We start from the raw sequence: 19,155 nt of genomic DNA on the forward strand, positions 1-19,155 counted from the left end.
GCTCGCCTCGTCGAAGAGGTCGATCGCGCGCAGGTCGGCGAGCGTGAGCGGGGTCGTTGCGGTCATGCCTCGGCCAGGTACTCGTGGACGAGCGAGACCGACATCGAGCCCTCGCCGACGGCGCTCGCGACGCGCTTGACCGAGCGGGCCCGCACGTCGCCGGCGACGAAGACGCCGGGGACGTTGGTCTCCAGCAGGAACGGGTCGCGCGCCAGGCCCCAGCCGTGGTCGCGCACGTCGAGGCCGGCGAGCACGAACCCGCGCGGGTCGCGCGCGACGACGCCGTCGAGCCAGTCGGTGCGGGGCGCCGCACCGATGAAGACGAAGCAGGCGTCGACCTCCTCGATCCACTCGGCGCCGTCGCCGGAGCGCAGCGTCAGGCGCGCGAGATGGCCGTCGTCGCCCGCGGCGGCGACCGCCTGCGTGCCGGTCCGCACCTCGACGTTCTCCAGCGCCGCGATCTGCTCGATCAAGTAGTGCGACATCGACCTCGTCAGCGACTCGCCGCGCACGAGCATCGTCACGCGGCTGGCGTACTGGGCGAAGTGGACGGCCGCCTGCCCGGCCGAGTTCGCGCCGCCGATCACGACGACGTGCTGGTCGCGGCAGGAGCGCGCCTCCGTCAGCGCCGCGCCGTAGTAGACGCCGGCGCCGGTCAGCTCGGCGAAGCCGGGCGCGTCGAGCTGGCGGTAGGAGACGCCGGAGGCGATCAGCACGCTGGTCGCGCTCAGCTCGCCGCCGCCGGTCAGCTCGACGAAGCGGCCCGAGCCCTCGACCCGCAGCCGCGTCGCGTCCTGCATCGTCAGCAGCTCGGCGCCGAGGCGGCGGGCCTGGTCGGCGGCGCGGCGGGCGAGGTCGGAGCCCGACAGGCCCGACGGGAAGCCGAGGTAGTTCTCGATCCGGCTCGACTGGCCGGCCTGGCCGCCCGGCGCCTCGCGCTCGACCAGCGCCGTCTTCAGCCCCTCCGATGCGCCGTAGACGGCGGCCGCCAGCCCGGCCGGGCCGCCGCCGACGATCACGAGGTCGTAGTGGTCGGCGGCCGGCACGCCGACGACGCCGAGCCGCTCGGCCAGCTCCAGCACCGAGGGACGCTCGATCACGGCGCCGTCCTCCAGCAGCACGACCGGCAGCCGGTCGGGCGCGACGTCGGCGATCGTCAACAGCTCGCGCGCCTCTCTGTCGCGCTCGACGTCGAGCCAGTTCGCCGGCACGCGGTTGCGGGCGAGGAAGTCGCGCAGGTCGTGCGACTCCTTCGAGAAGCGGTGGCCGATCACGCGCACGCCGCCGGCCTCCAGCGCGGCCCCCGACTCCCACGTCGTCAGCAGGTCCTCGAGCACCGGGTAGAGCTGCTCCTCCGGCGGGTCCCACGGCTTCATCAGGTAGTAGTCGAGCGCGACCTCGTTGATCGCCGCGATCGCCGCGTCGGTGTCGGCGTAGGCGGTCAGCAGGACGCGCTTGGCGTCGGGCACGAGCTCGCGCGCCTTCGCGAGGTACTCGGTCCCCTCCATCCCCGGCATCCGCTGGTCGGCGACCAGCAGCGCGACCTGCTCGCCGCGGGCGCGCACCTGCGCGAGCACGTCGAGCGCCTCGGCGCCCGAGGAGGTGCGCATGATCCGGTAGCGCTCGCCGAAGCCGCGGCGCAGGTCGCGCGCGACGGCCGCCAGCACGGCGGGCTCGTCGTCGACGGCGAGGATCACGGGGCGGCGCTCGGCCGCGGGTGGGGCGTCAGTCGTGGCGGCCATGTGACTTGAAGCTACAGAGAGCGTCAAGCGGGGCCGCCGGGCGGGGCGCCGGCGCCCGGCGCGGGGCCGGGCGCGGGCTTCCGCCGGGCGCGGGGGCGCGGCCGCTCGACGGCGACCGCGCCCCCCCGCTGGCGCGGTGCTCAGCGCACGCTGCGGCGGACCTGCTGGACGGTCGATCTGCGACCGTCGCGCTCGGCCCACACCGACAGCCGCACGATGCGGCCCTTCAGCGCCTTGCCGCGCACCTTCGCGGGCAGCGTCACCGTCGGCAGGCCGCCGGCGACGTTGCGCTTGACGACCGTGCCGAGCGTGACGATCCGGACGCAGCGCTTCGCCCGCTTCGCCTTCGCGGCCGCTCTGCCGGTGACGCAGCGGCCGCGCACGCGCTTGCCGGCGCGGCGCTCGACGACCTTCACGCGCACGGTGCTGCGCGCGTCGAGCCGCAGGCCGAGCGCGACGCGGCCCTTGCGCACCCGCGCCGACAGCAGCCGCAGCTGCGGTCTGGCCGGGGTCGCTCTCGGGCCTCTCGGCTGCGGCTGGGGCTGGGGCTGCGGCTGGGGCTGGGGCTGTGGCTGCTCGCCGCCTCTCGGCAGCTCCGGCGCCTTCTCGGCGACCTTGAAGGCGTAGCTGCCGGCCGCGACCGCGATCACGACGGTGTCGCGCTCGACCCGCACGCCGGCGACGCCGGGCGCCTGCTCGGCCGGGCGGCCGCCCTCGGTGACCGCGTCGGCGTCGGCGTCGAACGGCAGGCGGATCTCGGCGGTCGTGCCGGCCGGGATCGTCACGTCGTGCGTGATGACGCCGCGCTTGGACCGTCTCCACGAGCTCGACACGACGCCGCGCGGGGTGCGGTACGTCGCCGTCGCGCACTCGAGCTGGGAGATGATCGCCGGCTCGATCACGAGCTGCTTGTAGCCGACCGTGCCGGGCGCCTGCTCGATCCCGGCCGCGCCGCTCGTGAACCACTCCTGGATCGCGCCGAGCATGAAGTGGTTCTGCGAGTTCTCGCCGGTGTCTCTCGTCGGGCCGTCCCACGCCTCCGTCAGCGCGGTCGCGCCGTTGATCACCTGGTAGGCGTAGCTCGGCGAGGTCGGGACGGTCGCGACGTCGTAGATCACGTCGTCGCGGCCGGCCTGCTCCAGCACGCGGAACAGGGCCGGCAGCGCGACGATGCCGACGTCGGTGTTGCCCTTGACGCGGATCGACGCCAGCAGATGGCGCAGCACGGCGGGACGGTCGGCCTCCGGGACGAGGCCGGCGTCGAGCGCGAGCGCGTCGGATGCCTGGCTGCCGGAGCCGTAGGTGACGCCGTCGCCGCGGCGGTATCTGAGGTTGAACGCCGCTCTGATCTTGTCGTGCAGCTGGCGGTACTCGGCCGCCTTCTCCGTCTCGCCGAGCACGTCGGCGGTCAGCGCCATCTGCTCGGCCATGCGGGCGTAGCCGGCGGTCGAGACGAGGCCCTTCGGGGTCGAGCCGTCGAAGGTGAACCAGTCGCCGAGCGTGTCGTAGTCGAGCAGCCCGGTCGGCGCCTTCGAGGTCAGGTAGTCGATGTACTTGACCATCGCCGGCCACGCCGTGCGGATCGTCTGCGTGTCGCCGTAGGTCAGGTACAGCTCGTACGGCATGAAGATCATCGCGCCGCCCCAGTTGGGGTCGTCGTCGAACATGTTCCGTCTCGCCCCGCCGAACTGCGAGTACTGCGGGATGATGTTCGGCACGAACCCGTCCGGGTACTGGTTCTCGATCATCTTCCTGATGATCGAGCGGGTGTGCGCGAGCACGTCGTAGGTCAGCTCGACGCCGCGCAGGTTGAGCTGGTGGTCGCCGAGCCAGCCGAGCTTCTCGCGGTGCGGGCAGTCGGTCATCACCGAGTACATGTTCGACTGCGTCGCGCGGTCGATGATGCGGTGGATGTCGTCGAGCATCTGCGTGCACGACGAGAAGGTGCCGATGCTCTCGTTGGCCGTCCGCAGCACGAGGCCGCGGACGTCGTCCTTCGTGATCGCGGCGCCGGCCGGCATCCCCTCGATCTGCAGGTAGCGGAAGCCGTGGTACATGAACTTCGGGTGCCACGTCCGGCGGCCGCTGCCGTCGGAGGTGTAGCTGCTCCACATGCCGGTGCGGACCGACTGCTGGTTGACCGTCCCGTTGGCGTGGACCTTCTCGGCCGGGCGCAGTCTGATCGTCGTGCCCGCGGGCAGGTCGACCGAGATCTGCGGCCAGCCGGCGAAGTTGATCCCGAGGTCGACGGTGTATCTGCCGCCGCCGAGGTCGATCACGTTGACCGGCTTCAGCTCCTCGACCTGCTCGATCGGGGGCGCGTCGAGGCCGCTCAGCTCGACGCCGGCGGCGGCCGCGTCGCGGTTGACCGGCGCGGCCCAGGAGGAGCGGTCGGTGCCGGGCTCGTCCCAGCCGGGGATCGCGCGGCGGGCGTCGAACGACTCGCCGCCCCACCACCAGGAGGCGGTCGTCGGGCCGAGCGTCGTCCTCCAGTCGGTGCCGGTGTCGACGACCTGGCGGCTGCCGTCGGTGTAGGTGATCTCGACCTGGCCGATCACGCGCGGGCCGCCGACCGAGCGGGTCAGCTTCGCGTAGCGGCCGTCGGTCGGGTTGATCGCGTCGTACATGCCCGACGCCAGCTCGACGCCGATCGCGTTGGCGCCGTCGCGGATCAGCCTCGTGACGTCGTAGGTCGCGTACTCGGCCCGTCTCTCGTACAGCGTGTAGCCGGGCTGCAGGACCGCGTCGGTCACCTCGCGGCCGTTGAGCGTCGTGCGCTGGACGCCCTGGCCGGCGAGGTAGATCCGCGCGTGGGCGACCTGCTTGCCGGGCTCGGTCTCGAAGTCGGTCGCGAACAGCGGCAGGCCGGCCGGGCCCTCCGGCAGTCTCGCTCTCTGGGCGGTGCGGCTGCCGACGGTCGCGTAGGTCGCGTCGTCGTCGGAGACCTGGAGCGTGAAGTCCTCCGGGAAGTTGGGGACGAGGCCGGCCTCGGTGCGCGCGTCGGTGCGCGGCCACAGCTTGATCGTGTCGAACGTTCTTCTGCTGCCGAGGTCGAGCTTGATCCAGACGTTGGCGTCCTGGGTGGTGAAGGCGTTGGAGGTGAAGCCCTTCGGGTTGCCGCTGGTGTGGGTGACGCCGTCGACCAGCGCTCTCGGGGTCCAGCCGCAGCAGTTGAGGATGTTGTTGCCGGTGACGGCGGCGCCTCTGGCGCGGTTGACGCTGCCGGCGGCGGTGTCGACAACCTCCAGCTCGGCGAGCTGGAGGTGGGGGCTGTCGGGCGCGTCGCTGGCGCCGATGCCGAGGCGGGTGGCGTCCAGTCTGATGTAGCGGGCGTTCTGCGCGCCGACGTTCACCTCGATCGGCTCGCTGACGACCCCTTCGTCGTAGCGTCTGTTGCCGATCCACGAGCCGGTCCACTCGGCGCGGTCGAGCAGGCCCAGCTCGAAGGTCGCCGGAGCGCTCCAGTCCGAGACGGCGCCGTGCTGGTCCCACGTGCGCACCTGCCAGACGACGCGCGAGCGCGAGGTCAGCGGGGCGCCCTCCCATCTGATGTCGCTGACCTGGGCGCTGTCGACCTTGCCGGTCGACCACAGGTCGGGGCTGGCGAGGCGCGCCTCGCTCGAGGCGGCGCGGATCTCGTAGGCGCTCTGCGCGGCGCCGCGGGCGCTGGAGTCGAGCCGCCAGCTGAGCGTCGGGGTCGTCACGTCGATCCCGAGCGGCTCGCGCATGTCCTGCGTGCGCAGGGTGCTCGGAGCCACGTCGGCGGCATGCGCGGTCGCGGCGCCTGCGAGCGCGCCCGGGAGCGCGAGCGCGAGCGCCGCGACGGCCGCACTGGCGGTGGCGGTGGCGGTCGCGCGGCGGGGCCTGCGGGCCGTCCGGCCATGCGGCGGCCGTCCGCGGTCGCGGGTGGTCGATCTCTCCACGTCCTGTCCTCCTCCTTCGCCCGCCGAAGCTGTCCCGCCCCGAACCGCCCAGCGTCGCTTTTTGTTCGATTCGGGCGGTTGAACCGCCCAAACCGTCACCATTCGCACTTAACCGCGCGTAGACGTGACATCTATCACAGGCGCGTCGCCGCTCGCAAGCCGCCCGGTCCGGATGGCGGGTTGAGGCGGGGCGGGCGGCGGGGCGGGGGCCGGGCGCGGCGCCCGCGGCGGGCGAGCGGCGCGCCGGCCGACCGAGCGGCGGTGCGGGCAGCCAGCCGCCCAGCGCCGGCGCGCGGCGGCGAGCGCGGGTGCGGGTGCGGGTGCGGGCAGCCAGCCGCCGCCGGCGGCCGCGCGGCGGTCAGGCGAGCGGCGCGCCGGCCGAGCGGGCGGCGGTCAGGCGAGCGGCGTGCCGGCCGAGCGGGCGGCGGTCAGGCGTGGGGGCCGACGCGGACCGCGCCGATCGTCAGCGACGGGCTCGCCGCGACGATCGCGCCGAGCCGCTCGACTTGCTCGGCGAGCGCGGCGCGGCGGGCGGCGCCGAGGCGTCTGAGCGGCTCGACCGTCACGACGACGCTCCTCCCCGATCTGCGCTGGTGCCAGACGCCGCCGACGACGCCGTCGAGCAGCAGCAGCGGGAAGGGGCCGGCCTGCCCGCGCGCCAGCGCCCGCTCGGCCGCGCGCCCCGGGAAGAGCCGCTCGCGCGGGTGACAGCCGATCCCATAGGCGTCGTAGTAGGGCAGCAGCCGCACGCTGTCGGGCGCGGCGTCGGGAAAGGCGTCGTCGCCCGACGCGACCCACGCCGGCTCGCCCTCGAAGGAGATTGCCGTCAGCTCGCCCGCGCCGTCGAGCGCGGCGAACAGCTCGCCGGCCCATGCCCGTGGCGCCGCCGCCCACTGCGCGAACTGCGCCGCCGTCGCCGGCCCGTACGCCGCCAGCCACCGTCGCACGAGCGCCGCGAGCGCCGGCGTCACCGCGCGGCCGGCGTCGTCGCGGTCGCCTAGCGCGCCGCCGGCCCGCTCCGCGCCCGCGCCCGCTCCGCGGCCGGCGCGCGGCTCGCCCGCTCCGGCGCCGCCGGCCCGCTCCGCGCCCACGCCCCCGCCGCGGCCGGCGCGCGGCTCGCCCGCCCCGGCGCCGCCGGCCCCCGCCGCGCCCACGCCCCCGCCGCGGCCGGCGCGCGGCTCGCCCGCTCCGGCGCCGCCGGCCCATCTCTCAGCCGCTGTCGCCTCGCGCGCGGCGGTGAGGGCGCTGTCGAAGGCGGCGACGAGGCGGCGGGGGTTGGTGAACGTGACGGCTCGGCCGCGCGGGGCGCCGAAGCAGAGCGCGCCGGCGTGGGCAGCGGCGACCGTCGCCTGGCGCCAGCGCGGCCACTGCTGCTGGAAGGCCGGCATCGACCGCTCGCCGACCCAGGCGCCGCAGCGCGCGACGAGCGCCTCGGTCAGCTCGTCGGTCGTCAGCTCGGCGTCGGCGAGCGCGTCGCCGATCGCAGCGATCACCTCGCTGTGCTGCCGCTCGTCGAAGCGGACGCCGTCGGGCAGCGGGCTCTCCGGCACGGGGATCGCGCCGAGCGCGGCGATCCACCCGGCCAGCTCGTCGGCCGGCAGCAGGTGGACGGTCCCGCGCGGCCCGTAGGTCTTCACGAGCGTCTGCTCCTCCCACAGCGCCGCACGCACGTCGGCGCGGGTCGCGCCCTCGACCCGCAGCGCCAGCGACAGCTCGGCCGCCCCCATCACCTGCGCGTGGATCCCGCAGACGACCCCGGCCTGCCGCGCCAGCTCCGCCCGCGCCACCGGCCGCTCCAACCCATGCCGCGCCATCCGCCGCGCCGTCGCCTGCTCCCAGCCGACCGTCTCCATGCGACTACCGTAGGCGCCCTCCCGGCCAGCTCCCGTCCTCAATTCGCCGGGGCGGTCGGGATCTGCGTACGTCAGACCTCCTCCACGGGGGTCTTGCTTACGCAGATCGTGGCGGCGCGCGCCAGCGGGGCCGGCGGCGGCGCGGACGGGGCGCAACGCGACGACCGCATGGCAACGCGCAGGGCCGCCTCACACCAACCGCGGCGGGGCGGCGAGCTCGGCGCGGTAGGCCTCGAGGCGGGCGGCGAGCTGGCCGGGGCGGCTGAGGTAGACGGCGTGGCCGCCGCCGATCTCGTCGGGCTCGATCCCGAGCCGCGCGCGCACGATCGCGCGCATCCAGTCGGCGGGGAAGAAGCGGTCGTCGCGGCAGAGCAGGAAGCGCGTCGGGACCTCCGGCCACGCGGGCAGCGGGAACGGCTCGTCCATCGGCGTCGACGACTGGTCGCGGGCGAAGGCGGATGCCTGCGCGACCAGCGGCTCCGGGACGTCGTGGAGGAAGACCGAGCGGTCGTCCGCGCCCCAGCCGCCCGCTGCGCGCGCCGCCGCGAACGCGGCGTCGTGGCCGGTCGCCTCCCACCACTCGCTTCCGCTCTCTCCCGGCAGCGGCACCATCGCGCTGACGAGCACGAACAGGTCGATCGGCAGACGCGCGCAGAGACGCGGCGCCGTGAAGCCGCCGAGCGAGTGGGCGACGACGACGAGCTGGTCGGGCCCGGAGCGCCCCGCGCCGGTCGCCCCGCCGGCGCCCGCCGCACCGGCCCGGCCGCGGCGCCCGTCGCCGGCCGCGTCTCGCTCGCGCCATGCCGCCTCGACGGCGTCGGCGACCGTGTCGGCGTAGTCGCCGAAGCCGGCGCCGTCGTCCTCGCACGGGAGGTCGGGGGCGACGACCGCGTGGCCGCGCGCCCGCAGCCGCTCGGCGACGAGGTCCCAGCTGGCGCCGACGTCACCGGCGCCGTGGACGATCGCGTAGGTCGCCATCGCTCAGCGCTCGACGCGGTAGCGCAGGTGCGAGACGCGTCCGCTCTCGCCGAGCGTCCCCTCCAACGTCAGCCGCGGCGGCTCGCCGAGCCCCTCGAACAGCCGCTCGCCGGCGCCGAGCAGCACCGGCGCGACGTGCAGGTGCAGCTCGTCGAGCAGACCGGCGGCGAGCGCCTGGTTGACCGTCGACGCCCCGCCCGCGACGAGCACGTCGCCGTCGTCGGCGGCGCCGCGGGCCTGCTCGACCGCCGCCGCGATCCCGTCGCAGACGAAGGTGAAGGTCGTCCCGCCCTGCATCTCCAACGGCTCGCGCGGGTGGTGGGTGAGGACGAAGACCGGCGCGTGGAAGGGCGGCTCCTCGCCCCACCAGCCGTTCCACGCCGGCTCGCCCCACGGCCCCGGACCGCCGCCGAACATGTTGCGGCCCATCACGACCGCCGCGGTGCGCGCCTGCGTCGCCGCCATCACGTCGTCGTCGAGGCCGGTCTCGCCGCCCTCGCGCCCGTGCGGCCGGCGCCAGCTCGCGAGCGCGACGGCCCATTCGTGCAGCTGCTCCCCGCCGCGCCCGAGCGGCTCCTCCACGGTCGGGTCGGGCCCGGCGACGTAGCCGTCGAGCGAGGTCGAGATGTCGGCGAACACGGTTCCCATCGTGGCTCCTCTGCTGGCGTGGTCCGTTTGATGAGACGGCCGCCGGCGCGGGAACTCATCGGCCGCTCAGTCGCCGGCGAGCAGCGCGACGCACAGCAGCGCCGCGGCGGCGAGCGCCGCGACCGTGCGGAGGTGGTTCCAGGCGGTCCACTCCGTCACGTACGCCGACCAGCGTCCGGCGGCGTCGGCGGCGCCGGGCGCGACCCGCTCGAGCCGGTCGTTGAGCGGCACGTTGGCGGCGACCGTCACCCCGAAGCAGCCGACCGCGTAGACGACCCCGCCGGCGAGCAGCCACGGCGACCCGGCCTCGCCCCAGCGCATGACCGCGACGACCGCGAGCGCGACGCAGGCGACGGCGCCGCCGGCGAAGGCGACCATGAACCAGGGGTTGATCACGGTGCGGTTGATCTCCTGCATCGCTGCCATCCCCTGCGTCCCCGGCTGGCGCTCGAGCGCGCGCATCACGAAGGTCGAGAAGGCGAAGAAGACGCCGGCGACCAGCCCGCAGGCGAGCGCGGTCGCGACCGTCGCCGCCTGCAGCGGCGCGCTCATCGCGCCGCCTCCTCCGCGCTCGCGGCGCTCCACGCGCCGTCGGCCGCCGCCGCCCGCGCCCAGGCGGCGAGGTCGCGCGGCGGACGGCCGAGCGCCCGCTCGACGCCGTCGCCGAGGCGCGCGTTGCGCCCGTCGAACAGCTCGCCGAAGAGGAAGGCGAGCAGCTCCACCGCGTCGTCGGGCAGCCCGTCGCCGCGCAACGCGTCGAGGAATGCGTCGAGCGGGACCGGCGCGTAGGCGACCTCGCGCCCCGCGGCGGCCCCGATCTCCGCGACCGCGTCGGCGAAGGTCATCAGCCGCGGCCCGGTCAGCTCGTACAGCCGACCGGCATGACCGGACTCGGTCAGCGCCGCGACCGCGACGTCGGCGACGTCGTCGAGGTCGACGAAGGGCTCCGGCACGTCGCCGACCGGCAGCGCGACCTCGCCGGCCAGCACGAGGTCGCGGAAGGCGCCCTCGCTGAAGTTCTGCATGAACCAGGCGGCGCGCACGATCGTCCAGTCGGCGCCGGCCGCTCTCACCTCCCGCTCGGCCGCCTCGGCCGCGGCCTCGCCGCGGCCGGACAGCAGCACGATCCGCTCGACGCCGGCCGCGACCGCCTGGCGGGCGAAGGCGCCGACCGTCTCGGCGGCGCCGGGCACGGCGAGGTCGGGCGCGTAGGCGACGTAGACGGCGCGCACGCCGTCGAGCGCCGCCGCCCAGGTCGCGCGGTCCTCCCAGTCGAACGACGGGACGGCGCCGCGGCTGGCGGCGCGGACGGGGACGCCGCGCGCTTCGAGGCGGGCGGCGACGCGGCGGCCGGTCTTCCCGGTCGCGCCGGTGACGAGGATGAGGTCCTGCGCTCGTTCGGTCATGCACCGCATTCAAGTGCGCACATGTGAGACTGTCCATGGTTGTGTCTCGCAATCTCATACGCGACCGTCTAAGGTCGTTGCCATGGACGCACTCGCCGGACTGCTCGACGGGCCGCGCGCCCGCGGCGCCTTCCTGCTCCGCTCGCTGCTCGACCCGCCGTGGTCGCTGCGGATCGCCGACGAGGCGCCGCTGACGCTCGTCGCGATCGTGCGCGGCTCGGCGTGGCTGTGGTTCGACGGCGAGGAGCCGGCGCGGCTGGAGGCCGGCAACGTCGCGATCGTCCGCGGCCCCGCCCCCTACACCGTCGCCGACGACCCCGCGACGGAGCCGCAGGCGCTGATCCTCCCCGGCCAGCGCTGCATGACCCCCGACGGCGAGGAGCTCGAGGCGCTGACCGCGCTCGGCGTCCGCACGTGGGGCAACAGCGCCGACGGCGAGACGGTCCTGCTGACCGGCACCTACCAGCTCGACGGCGAGGTCGGCGGGCGGCTGCTGCGGGCGCTGCCGCAGCTGGTCGTGATGCGCGACGACGACTGCGACTGCCTGCTGCTGCCGCTGCTCGCCGACGAGATCGCCAAGGACGCGCCCGGCCAGGAGGCGGTGCTCGACCGCCTCCTCGACCTGCTGCTGATCACGATGCTGCGCGAGTGGCTGGCGCGGCCGGAGTCGCAGGCGCCGGCCTGGTTCCGCGCCTACGGCGACCCGGTCGTCGGCCCGGCGCTGCGCCTGCTCCACAACGACCCGGCGCGGCCGTGGACGGTCGCGTCGCTGGCCGATGCCGTCGGGGTCTCGCGCGCGACGCTCGCGCGGCGCTTCAACGAGCTGGTCGGCGAGCCGCCGATGGCCTTCCTGACCGACTGGCGGATCGCGCTCGCCGCCGACCTGCTGCGCGAGCCGGGCGCGACGATCGGCTCGGTCGCGCTCCAGGTCGGCTACGGCAGCCCGTTCGCGCTCAGCGCCGCCTTCAAGCGCGTCCGCGGCGTCAGCCCCCGCGAGCACCGCGAGGCGGCGGCCGCCGCAGCGTGAGCCGCCGCGGCGCGCGGCGCCCTGAGCGGGCGCCGGCGGCGTAGCCGGCCCGCGGAACGGGGCGCTGCGAGCGCGGCGGCGGAGCGGGCCCGCGGAACGGGGCGCCGCGAGCGCGGCGCCGCTCAGCGCGGCAGCGTCAGCGGCCAGCTGAGCCAGCGCGCCGGCGTGCCCGGCCCGCTCGCCTTCGCGGTGACGCGCAGGCCGGCGCTGGCGCGGACGCTCAGCCGCGAGCGGACCGCGCGCGGGACCGTCAGCGACGGGTCGCTGCCGCCGCCGCGGGTCCGTCTGATCGTCGTGCGCCCGAGCGCGACGTAGCGGCCCCGCGGGAGGCCGTTGCGCCTGCTGCCGGCGACGGCGCGCCCCGGGACCCGCAGCGATCTCGCCAGCGACTGCGGCGCCCACAGCGCGACCGGCGCCGAGCAGGCGCTCGAGCAGGCGACCGTGACCGGCAGCCCGCGCGCGGCGACCGAACGCAGCGGCCCGCTGCGGGCGAGCGTCACGCGCCGGCTGACGACCGTCGCCTTCGAGCCCTGCGGTCTCAGGACCAGCCCGACGCGGACCTCGGCGCTGCTGACGCGCGCGCCGCCGGAGCCGGTCCGCACCTTCAGCGCGAGCGACGCGCTGCCGCCGCGCTTGCGCGTCAGCGACTTCCCCGCGACGACGACGTAGTCGCCGCCTCTCGGCCGCGCGGGGTCGCTGCGGGAGACGCGCTTGCGCACGAAGCCGGCGGCGATCGCCGCTCTGCGCGGCATGTACAGGCGCGCGACGACGCGGCAGGCGTCGGCGCAGGAGGCGCGCAGCGGCAGCCCGCTGCCGGTCGCGGTGCGCAGGTCGGCGCTGCGCGGCACCAGCGCCGTCGCGAGCGAGACGACCCGCCACTTCACGACGGTCGGCGTGCTCTGCACGTTGCCGGCCGGGTCGACGGCGCGGATCCGCAGCACGTGCGTGCCGATCGGCAGTCTCCGCAGCCGGATCGTCGGCCCGCACGGCGTCGCCTTCGCGCGGTTGAGCGAGCAGGTGAAGGTCGAGCCGGCCTCCGAGGCGGCGACGACGACGGTCGCGCTGCGGGCGCCGGTCTGCGCCGGCGGGACGGTCGTCGCGGTCGAGGTCGGCGCGACGGTGTCGATCGTGAAGACGGTGTCCTGGCTGATCCCCGACGAGCTGGGGTTGCCGACCTGCTGGGCGCGCGCGGTGTAGACGCCGTCGGCGAGCGCGCCGGTTCTCGCGGCCCAGCGGCCGTCGCCGCCGACCGGGCCGCTCGCCGCCTGGACCGGCACGGCACCCTCGTCGGCGCCGGTGCCGGGGAAGACCTGGACGGTGACCGCCGCCTCGGCGCGACCGCCGACCGCGGCGCCGCCGGCGAAGGTCGGGGCCGGCGTGTTGAGCGCGGCCGCCTGCGCGGGCTGGTCGATCGTGACGACCGGCGGGACCGGCGCGGCCGGCGGGATCACGGGGCCGCGGCCGGCGATCACCTGCCATGCCTGGCGGGGCCGGTTGTAGCCGTCGTACTCGGGCGGGTTGCCGTCGATCGGGCTCGGCGAGACGAGCCCGCGATCCTGCTGCGCGCATCTGATCGGCATCGCGCATCTGTTCGAGTAGTTGTAGTAGTAGATCGCGTCGATGCGGGGGTCGAGCGTCGCCAGCCCGAGCAGGAACGAGGTCGCCTGCGCCTGCGAAGCGTCGCCCCAGACGACGCCGTCGGGAGCGCGGAAGCGGGCGCCGATCTCGTCGATCCAGATGCGCGCGTTCGCCCACGGCCCCTGGAACTTCGACAGGTAGTAGCGCGAGATGCGGGCGCTGTCGGGACCGCCGGCCTGGAAGGCGTTGATGTCGCTGTGGGCGTGGAAGGCCCACACGTCGGGGCGGGCGTCGCCGAGCGCGGCCTGGTAGGCGTCGACGTAGGCGTCGTCGCCCGGGATCCCGGCGAAGTCGCCGGCGACGAGCAGGCAGTCGGTCGGGCAGATCGCCTTCGCGCGCAGCCAGTACTGCGCCGCCAGCGCCGGGTCGCCGCTGAGCGGGTACTGGCGGGCGTCGACGTTGTTGGGCTCGTTCCACGGCGCGATCGTCCGCACCTGCGGATATCTCGCGCGGAAGGCGGCGAAGCCGGCCGCGAACTGGTCGGCGGTCGGCGCGACCGGGTAGCCGGAGCCGGGCGCGCGCACCTCCTGGCTGGCGGAGAAGGCGACCATCACGTCGACGCCCTTCGGCGCCGCCGCGGCGAGATATCTCTCGAACCGCGCGCGCCGTCTCGCCCCGGCCGATCTCTCCGGCGCCGTCGCGACGTCGTAGGGCAGCACGACGCGCACCCGGTTGACGTTCAGGCCGTTCCAATACGGCTCCGCGAGCGTCTCCTCGTCGGAGTCGGAGATCCCGATCTCGACGGCTCCGGCCGTCGCCGTCGTCATCGCGAGGGCGGCGACCAGCGCCACCGCCAGCAGCAGCCCCCGCCGCACGCTGTCCAATGCACCCACGCCCTCTTCCAACACCGCGGCCGGCGAAAGTTGCGGGCCGGTCGCGGTTTGTTCGCACGTCGGGCGACACCGCCGATCGGCGCAGATGGCTCATCCACGCTATAGGGTGGATCGTTGCCGTGCGCATCTGGGGTGCGCGGGGGTCGAAACGAGGAGGACGGCATGACGGGGCATCTGGCGGTTCGACGGGCGACGGCGTGGACGGCATGCATCGCGGCGGTCGTCTCGCTGCTGACGGTCGCCGCGGGGTCGGCCACGGCCGCCCCGGTCGCGCAGGCGTCGCGCACGATCAACGTCACCGAGCGCGCGAGCCTCCACCTCGTCAAGAAATCCGGTTCGACGATCTACCAGGCCGGCACGGCGACGGGGACGCTGCCCGGCACGGTCACGACGCGCTTCAAGGTCACGACGAAGGTGACCGGCTCGCTGAAGATCGTCACGCGCGGCGGCACGCTGACGATGAGCGTCAACGGCAGGCCGCGCTCGATGGGCACCACGGCCCGCTTCGGCGGGACGATGCGGGTGACCGGCGGCACCGGCCGCTACGCGCGGGCGCGCGGCACCGCGCGCTTCGAGGGCGTCGTCAACCGCCGCACGTGGGCAGCGACCGTGACCGCCCGCGGGCGCCTCACCTACTGACGCGCGAACGATGACGCTCCGCGGGACCGTCCTGGCCGCGCTCGCGGCGATGATCGCCGCGGGCGTCGGCGCGGCCGCGGCCGGCGCCGCGTCGGACCCCGGCGTGCGGCTGACCGCCGCCTTCCCGCGCGACGCCCGTCTCGGCGCCGAGACGCCGGTCGCCGTCGGCCTCAAGATCGCCCCGCGCCACCTCCCCGCGCCGGTCGAGGAGCTGCGGCTGCGCTTCCCCGACACGCTCGGGATCGCGACGAGCGGCCTCGGCGCGGCGACCTGTTCGCGGCCGGCCGCCGACTTCGAGAAGGTGATGATCGCCGCGGTCCGCCTCGCCGGCTGCTCGCCGAACGCGGTGATGGGCCGCGGCACCGCCCGCGCCGAGGTCCGGCTCGGGGGCCACGACCGCGCCAGCTCGCTCGTGATCCCGGAGCTGGCGAACGTGACGATGCTCGCCGCGCCGTTCAGAGCCGACCGCTTCGGTCTCCTCTTCCTCGCCAACGGCCAGCGGCCGTTCGGCGTCACGCTCGCCTTCGCCGGCGAGATCGGCCCCGCCCCGCGTCCGTTCGGCGGCTCGCTCGTGATGCGCGTGCCGCCGGTCCCCAACCAGTTCGACGCGGTCGTCGCGCTGACCCAGATCGCGTTCGAGATCGGCGCGCGCGACATCCGCTACCGCCGCGGCAGCGGCGCGCGGGCGAGCTGGTACCGGCCCGAGGGGATCGTCCTGCCGCGGCGCTGTCCGCGCGCCGGCTTCCGCTTCGAGCTCGAGCTGCGGCTCGCCGACGGCAGACGCCCCCGCGCAAGCGCGGTCGCCCCCTGCCCGCGGCCGGCGACCGGCTGAGCGGGCACGGCGCCGTCGCGCCGATTCACTACGATCCGGCGATGGTCGAACGGCTCTGCTTCACCGACTCCGACGCGGCCAACGCGCTGATCGCGCAGGAGCCGATGGCGCTGCTGGTCGGCTTCGCGCTCGACCAGCAGGTGACGGTGCAGAAGGCGTTCATGGGGCCGCTCGTGCTCAAGGAGCGGTTCGGGACGCTCGACGCCGCGGCGCTCGCCGACGCCGACCTCGAGCCGATCTTCCGCGAGAAGCCGGCGATCCACCGCTTCCCCGGCGCGATGGCGAGACGGGTCCGCGAGCTGGCCGTCCACGTGCGCGACCGCTGGGACGGCGACGCGGCGCGCATCTGGACCGACGCCGCCGACGGCGAGGAGCTGCGCGCGAACATCGAGGCGCTGCCGGGCTTCGGCGAGATGAAGGTGAAGTCGCTCGGCGCGGTGCTCCACCGCCGCTTCGGCGTCGCCGCCGCCGAAGCCCTCGTGCCGTGGCACCCGACGCTCGGCGACGTCGACTCCGCGCAGGCGCTCGCCGACTACCAGGCGGCGAAGAAGGTCCACAAGGCGGAGTGGAACCGGGCAGGCGGCCCGGCCGCACGCTGACGGGGCGGCGCGCCCGGCGACCGCCGCGAGTCTGACCGGCGACGGCCGCGGATCGGCAGCGAGCCGTGCGCCCGCTACCCGCCGATCCCGAGCCGGTCGGGCGTCAGCGCGTGGTCGCGCTCGACCGCGTCCGCGAACGACGACGCGACGGCGGCGTCGAGCCGCTCCAGCTGCGCCTCGACCGCCGGCCGGCGCTCCTGCGGGGCCCGCTCCAGCAGGCCGAGCAGCAGCGCCCGCATCCGCCGCGGGATCTGCGGCGAGTCGGCGCCGTAGCGGCGGATCTCGGTCAGCGACAGGTCGAGCAGCTCCTCCCAGCCGGGGTTGGGGCAGATCAGCCGCACCGTCCCCTGCTCGTCGGCGAGCTGCCGGCGCTCGAGGTCGCGCCCGGCCGCCACGTTCAGCAGCTCCTCGATCCCGTCGAGCGCCTGCACGGCGGTGGTCGGGTCGTTGACCGCCGGCGACAGCGCCCGCAGCGCGAGATCGACGATCGCGCGGATCGCGAAGGCCGGATCCTGCGCGATCGTCCGCTCCTCGGCGAGCAGCGCGCTCTCGCGCAGCCGCCGCGAGTCGAGCCGCTCTGCGGGGCCGTGGATGCGGAACAGCGGCGCGCCGCGGCCGACGAAGCCGCCAATCCCGGTCGCCGCCTCGACGACGACGCCGGCGCGCGCCGCCTCGCGCACGATCGCGGCGCGGTCGAGCGCCGACAGCACGCCAGGCCGCCCCTCGTTGCGCACGACGGCGGCGACCGGCGACGCGGGCTCGGGGACGCGCGGCGGCCCGGAGTCGTAGGGGAACGGGTAGGCCTCGCGGATCGCCTCGCCGCCGCGCTCGACGACCTGGGCGATCACGCGGCGCGGCCGCAGCAGGTCGAGCAGGCGGCTGACGAGCGCGAAGAAGGCGAGCAGCGCGGCGACCAGCAGCAGGATGTTGACGCCGACGGTGAGGCTCGGCACGACCGTCGAGCCGTCGCGGCCGACGTCGCGCAGCGAGACGAGCGCGAAGACGGTCGGCGCCGCGAAGACGCCGAGCGCGTGCTTGACAGCAGGGTCGCGCCGGAAGCGGCCGACCAGCCGCGGCGTGTACTGGCTGGCGCCGAACGTCACGACGACGACCGCGATCGAGACGACGAGGCCGGTGAAGGCGATCGTCCCGCTCGCGATCGAGGAGAGGATCGTGCGCGCCGTGTCGGGGTCGAGCTGGAGGTCGAGCAGGTCGCGCTCCCCCTCCAGCCGCGGGATCGCCTCCCCCAGCGCGAGCGCCGCGACGATCCACAGGCAGGGCACGAACAGGAGGCTGCGCGACAGCCGCTCGCGCAGCAGGAAGCGGCGCCGCCAGCTGGCCGACCGCTCCCTCGCGGACAGCTGCTCGTGCAGCGGCGGCGCGGCGCCGGCGCCGTCGATCGTCTCCCCCCGGCCGGTCCGCATCGCCGGGATGGTGGCGGACCGGCCGGACGGCTCGACGGCTACGCGACCGCGAGCGGCTCGGGGCGCGGCGGCGGCGCCGGCGCGACCGCGGCGGAGAAGGCGATCCCCTCGTCCTCGAGCGGGCCGCGGCGCATCATCACGACGTCGCGCGCGTAGTTCTGGTGGAGCCGCCACGGGGCGTGCGGCCCCTGCTTGGGCAGCTGCTCGATCGAGCGCAGCACGTAGCCGGACTGGAGGTCGATGAACGGCTCGGTTCTCGCGCCGGGCGCCGGCGCGAGCGGCGTCGCGACGCGGAAGCCGTGGGCGTCCATGTGGTTGATCAGGCGGCAGACGTACTCGGCGACGAGGTCGCCCTTCAGCGTCCAGGAGGCGTTCGTGTAGCCGAGCGTGATCGCCAGGTTCGGCACGCCGCTGAACATCATGCCCTTGTAGCCGACCGTCTCGGAGAGGTCGATCTCCCTGCCGTCGATCGCGATCTCCATCCCGCCGACGACGAGCAGGTTGAGCCCGGTCGCGGTGACGATCACGTCGGCCTCCAGCTCGCGGCCGGAGGCGAGCTTCAGCCCGCGCTCGGTGAACGTCTCGATGCGGTCGGTGACGACGGAGGCCCCGCCGCCGCGGATCGCGCGGAAGAGGTCGCCGTTGGGGACGAGGCAGAGGCGCTGGTCCCACGGGTCGTAGGTCGGCTTGAAGTGCGTGTCGACGTCGTAGCCCTCCGGCAGCTGGCGCTGCACCTGCTTGCGGATCAGCCGCTTCATCAGCCGCGGGGCGCGGCGGCTGACCTGGAAGACGAGCGAGGAGAGCGCGACGTTCTTCCAGCGCACGATCGGATAGGCGGTCTTCGCCGGCAGCAGCCTGCGCAGGAGGTCGGCGATCGGGTCGCGCGCCGGCAGCGTCATCACGTAGCTCGGCGAGCGCTGCAGCATCGTCACGTGCTCGGCCCTGTCGGCCATCGAAGGGACGAGCGTGACGGCGGTCGCGCCGCTGCCGATCACGACGACGCGCTTGCCGCCGTAGTCGAAGCCCTCCGGCCAGTGCTGCGGGTGGACGATCTCGCCCGCGAACCGCTCGGCGCCCGGGAAGCTCGGCGTGTAGCCCTCGTCATAGCGGTAGTAGCCGGTGCAGCCGAAGAGGAAGTCGCAGGTCAGCCGGACCGTCTCGCCGGTGTCGGCGCGCTCGGCGGTCACCGTCCAGCGGGCCTCGTGGGAGGACCATTCGGCGCGCACGACGCGATGCTCGTAGCGGATCCGCTCCTCGACGCCGTGCTCGCGCGCCGTCTCGCGGATGTAGCGGAGGATCGACGGCCCGTCGGCGATCGCCTTCGCCTCCGTCCACGGCTTGAAGTTGTAGCCAAGGGTGAACATGTCGGAGTCCGAGCGGATGCCCGGGTACTGGAAGAGGTCCCAGGTCCCGCCGCTGCTCGCGCGGGCCTCGAGGATCGCGAACGACTTGCCGGGCGAGTCGGCCATGAGATGGCAGCCGGCGCCGATGCCCGACAGGCCGGCGCCGATGATCAGCACGTCGAGATGCTCCAGCGGTTCGGTCGGCATGGAGCACATCTTTCCCGACTCGACTGGCTGGCGAGCCAGTTCGGCGCGGCGGCGCTCTCGCGG

Annotated in this window: 14 protein-coding genes; 4 read left to right on the top strand and 10 right to left on the bottom strand. The window is 75.2% G+C overall.

Annotation, left to right across the window (positions count from 1 at the left end; translation table 11 throughout):
* Positions 1-62: 62 nt before the first annotated feature.
* The 7 genes from BDZ31_RS11775 to BDZ31_RS11805 all read right to left on the bottom strand — a co-directional run bounded on the left by BDZ31_RS11775 (position 63) and on the right by BDZ31_RS11805 (position 10,550).
* On the bottom strand, positions 63-1,742 hold the full coding sequence (locus BDZ31_RS11775) for an NAD(P)/FAD-dependent oxidoreductase (RefSeq protein ID WP_183342229.1): 1,680 nt from the start codon (positions 1,740-1,742) through the stop codon (positions 63-65).
* A 140-nt stretch (positions 1,743-1,882) separates the two neighbouring features.
* On the bottom strand, positions 1,883-5,665 hold the full coding sequence (locus BDZ31_RS11780) for a family 78 glycoside hydrolase catalytic domain (RefSeq protein WP_183342231.1): 3,783 nt from the start codon (positions 5,663-5,665) through the stop codon (positions 1,883-1,885).
* A 428-nt stretch (positions 5,666-6,093) separates the two neighbouring features.
* On the bottom strand, positions 6,094-7,518 hold the full coding sequence (locus tag BDZ31_RS11785; protein WP_183342233.1) for a DNA glycosylase AlkZ-like family protein: 1,425 nt from the start codon (positions 7,516-7,518) through the stop codon (positions 6,094-6,096).
* 189 nt (positions 7,519-7,707) lie between these two features.
* The gene (locus BDZ31_RS11790) at positions 7,708-8,496 is read right to left on the bottom strand and encodes an alpha/beta fold hydrolase (RefSeq protein ID WP_183342235.1); all 789 of its coding nucleotides are present in this window, start codon (positions 8,494-8,496) and stop codon (positions 7,708-7,710) included.
* A gap of 3 nt (positions 8,497-8,499) precedes the next feature.
* A complete protein-coding gene (locus BDZ31_RS11795) occupies positions 8,500-9,144 on the bottom strand; it encodes a dihydrofolate reductase family protein (RefSeq protein ID WP_183342237.1) in 645 nt (214 codons plus the stop codon).
* A gap of 66 nt (positions 9,145-9,210) precedes the next feature.
* Positions 9,211-9,696 (bottom strand): anthrone oxygenase family protein, encoded by a 486-nt coding sequence (locus BDZ31_RS11800; RefSeq protein WP_183342239.1) that lies wholly within the window; start codon positions 9,694-9,696, stop codon positions 9,211-9,213.
* The gene (locus BDZ31_RS11805) at positions 9,693-10,550 is read right to left on the bottom strand and encodes an NAD(P)H-binding protein (protein WP_183342241.1); all 858 of its coding nucleotides are present in this window, start codon (positions 10,548-10,550) and stop codon (positions 9,693-9,695) included. Before BDZ31_RS11805 ends, BDZ31_RS11800 begins: the two co-directional genes overlap by 4 nt.
* Positions 10,551-10,632: 82 nt before the next feature.
* Here BDZ31_RS11805 and BDZ31_RS11810 point away from each other — a divergent pair, with 82 nt between their 5' ends.
* Complete coding sequence (locus tag BDZ31_RS11810; RefSeq protein ID WP_183342243.1) at positions 10,633-11,577, top strand: AraC family transcriptional regulator; 945 nt, start codon at positions 10,633-10,635, stop codon at positions 11,575-11,577.
* A 122-nt stretch (positions 11,578-11,699) separates the two neighbouring features.
* Here BDZ31_RS11810 and BDZ31_RS11815 read toward each other — a convergent pair whose 3' ends face one another.
* Complete coding sequence (locus BDZ31_RS11815; protein WP_183342245.1) at positions 11,700-14,048, bottom strand: Ig-like domain-containing protein; 2,349 nt, start codon at positions 14,046-14,048, stop codon at positions 11,700-11,702.
* A gap of 162 nt (positions 14,049-14,210) precedes the next feature.
* Here BDZ31_RS11815 and BDZ31_RS11820 point away from each other — a divergent pair, with 162 nt between their 5' ends.
* The 3 genes from BDZ31_RS11820 to BDZ31_RS11830 are packed head-to-tail and all read left to right on the top strand — an operon-like array spanning position 14,211 to position 16,118.
* A complete protein-coding gene (locus BDZ31_RS11820; RefSeq protein WP_183342247.1) occupies positions 14,211-14,687 on the top strand; it encodes an autotransporter in 477 nt (158 codons plus the stop codon).
* Between the two features lie 10 nt (positions 14,688-14,697).
* Positions 14,698-15,519, top strand: coding sequence for a hypothetical protein (locus tag BDZ31_RS11825; RefSeq protein WP_183342249.1), 822 nt, complete (start codon positions 14,698-14,700; stop codon positions 15,517-15,519).
* 41 nt (positions 15,520-15,560) lie between these two features.
* On the top strand, positions 15,561-16,118 hold the full coding sequence (locus tag BDZ31_RS11830; RefSeq protein WP_183342251.1) for an HhH-GPD-type base excision DNA repair protein: 558 nt from the start codon (positions 15,561-15,563) through the stop codon (positions 16,116-16,118).
* A gap of 74 nt (positions 16,119-16,192) precedes the next feature.
* Here BDZ31_RS11830 and BDZ31_RS11835 read toward each other — a convergent pair whose 3' ends face one another.
* Both BDZ31_RS11835 and BDZ31_RS11840 read right to left on the bottom strand, forming a co-directional pair.
* Positions 16,193-17,542: a DUF2254 domain-containing protein gene (locus BDZ31_RS11835; protein WP_183342252.1), complete on the bottom strand. Its 1,350-nt coding sequence runs from the start codon at positions 17,540-17,542 to the stop codon at positions 16,193-16,195.
* Between the two features lie 38 nt (positions 17,543-17,580).
* Complete coding sequence (locus tag BDZ31_RS11840) at positions 17,581-19,092, bottom strand: flavin-containing monooxygenase (protein WP_183342254.1); 1,512 nt, start codon at positions 19,090-19,092, stop codon at positions 17,581-17,583.
* Between the last annotated feature and the right edge of the window lie 63 nt (positions 19,093-19,155).

The sequence above is a fragment of the Conexibacter arvalis genome, assembly GCF_014199525.1.
Classification (GTDB): Bacteria; Actinomycetota; Thermoleophilia; order Solirubrobacterales; family Solirubrobacteraceae; genus Conexibacter; species Conexibacter arvalis.

Excerpts from the sequence above, each read along its gene's own strand:
- BDZ31_RS11785 (WP_183342233.1), bottom strand. The coding sequence starts at position 7,518 with ATGGAGACGGTCGGCTGGGAGCAGGCGACGGCGCGGCGGATGGCGCGG.
- BDZ31_RS11840 (WP_183342254.1), bottom strand. The coding sequence starts at position 19,092 with ATGCCGACCGAACCGCTGGAGCATCTCGACGTGCTGATCATCGGCGCC.
- BDZ31_RS11790 (WP_183342235.1), bottom strand. The coding sequence starts at position 8,496 with ATGGCGACCTACGCGATCGTCCACGGCGCCGGTGACGTCGGCGCCAGC.
- BDZ31_RS11805 (WP_183342241.1), bottom strand. The coding sequence starts at position 10,550 with ATGACCGAACGAGCGCAGGACCTCATCCTCGTCACCGGCGCGACCGGG.
- BDZ31_RS11830 (WP_183342251.1), top strand. The coding sequence starts at position 15,561 with ATGGTCGAACGGCTCTGCTTCACCGACTCCGACGCGGCCAACGCGCTG.
- BDZ31_RS11800 (WP_183342239.1), bottom strand. The coding sequence starts at position 9,696 with ATGAGCGCGCCGCTGCAGGCGGCGACGGTCGCGACCGCGCTCGCCTGC.
- BDZ31_RS11775 (WP_183342229.1), bottom strand. The coding sequence starts at position 1,742 with ATGGCCGCCACGACTGACGCCCCACCCGCGGCCGAGCGCCGCCCCGTG.
- BDZ31_RS11825 (WP_183342249.1), top strand. The coding sequence starts at position 14,698 with ATGACGCTCCGCGGGACCGTCCTGGCCGCGCTCGCGGCGATGATCGCC.
- BDZ31_RS11820 (WP_183342247.1), top strand. The coding sequence starts at position 14,211 with ATGACGGGGCATCTGGCGGTTCGACGGGCGACGGCGTGGACGGCATGC.
- BDZ31_RS11835 (WP_183342252.1), bottom strand. The coding sequence starts at position 17,542 with ATGCGGACCGGCCGGGGGGAGACGATCGACGGCGCCGGCGCCGCGCCG.
- BDZ31_RS11795 (WP_183342237.1), bottom strand. The coding sequence starts at position 9,144 with ATGGGAACCGTGTTCGCCGACATCTCGACCTCGCTCGACGGCTACGTC.
- BDZ31_RS11810 (WP_183342243.1), top strand. The coding sequence starts at position 10,633 with ATGGACGCACTCGCCGGACTGCTCGACGGGCCGCGCGCCCGCGGCGCC.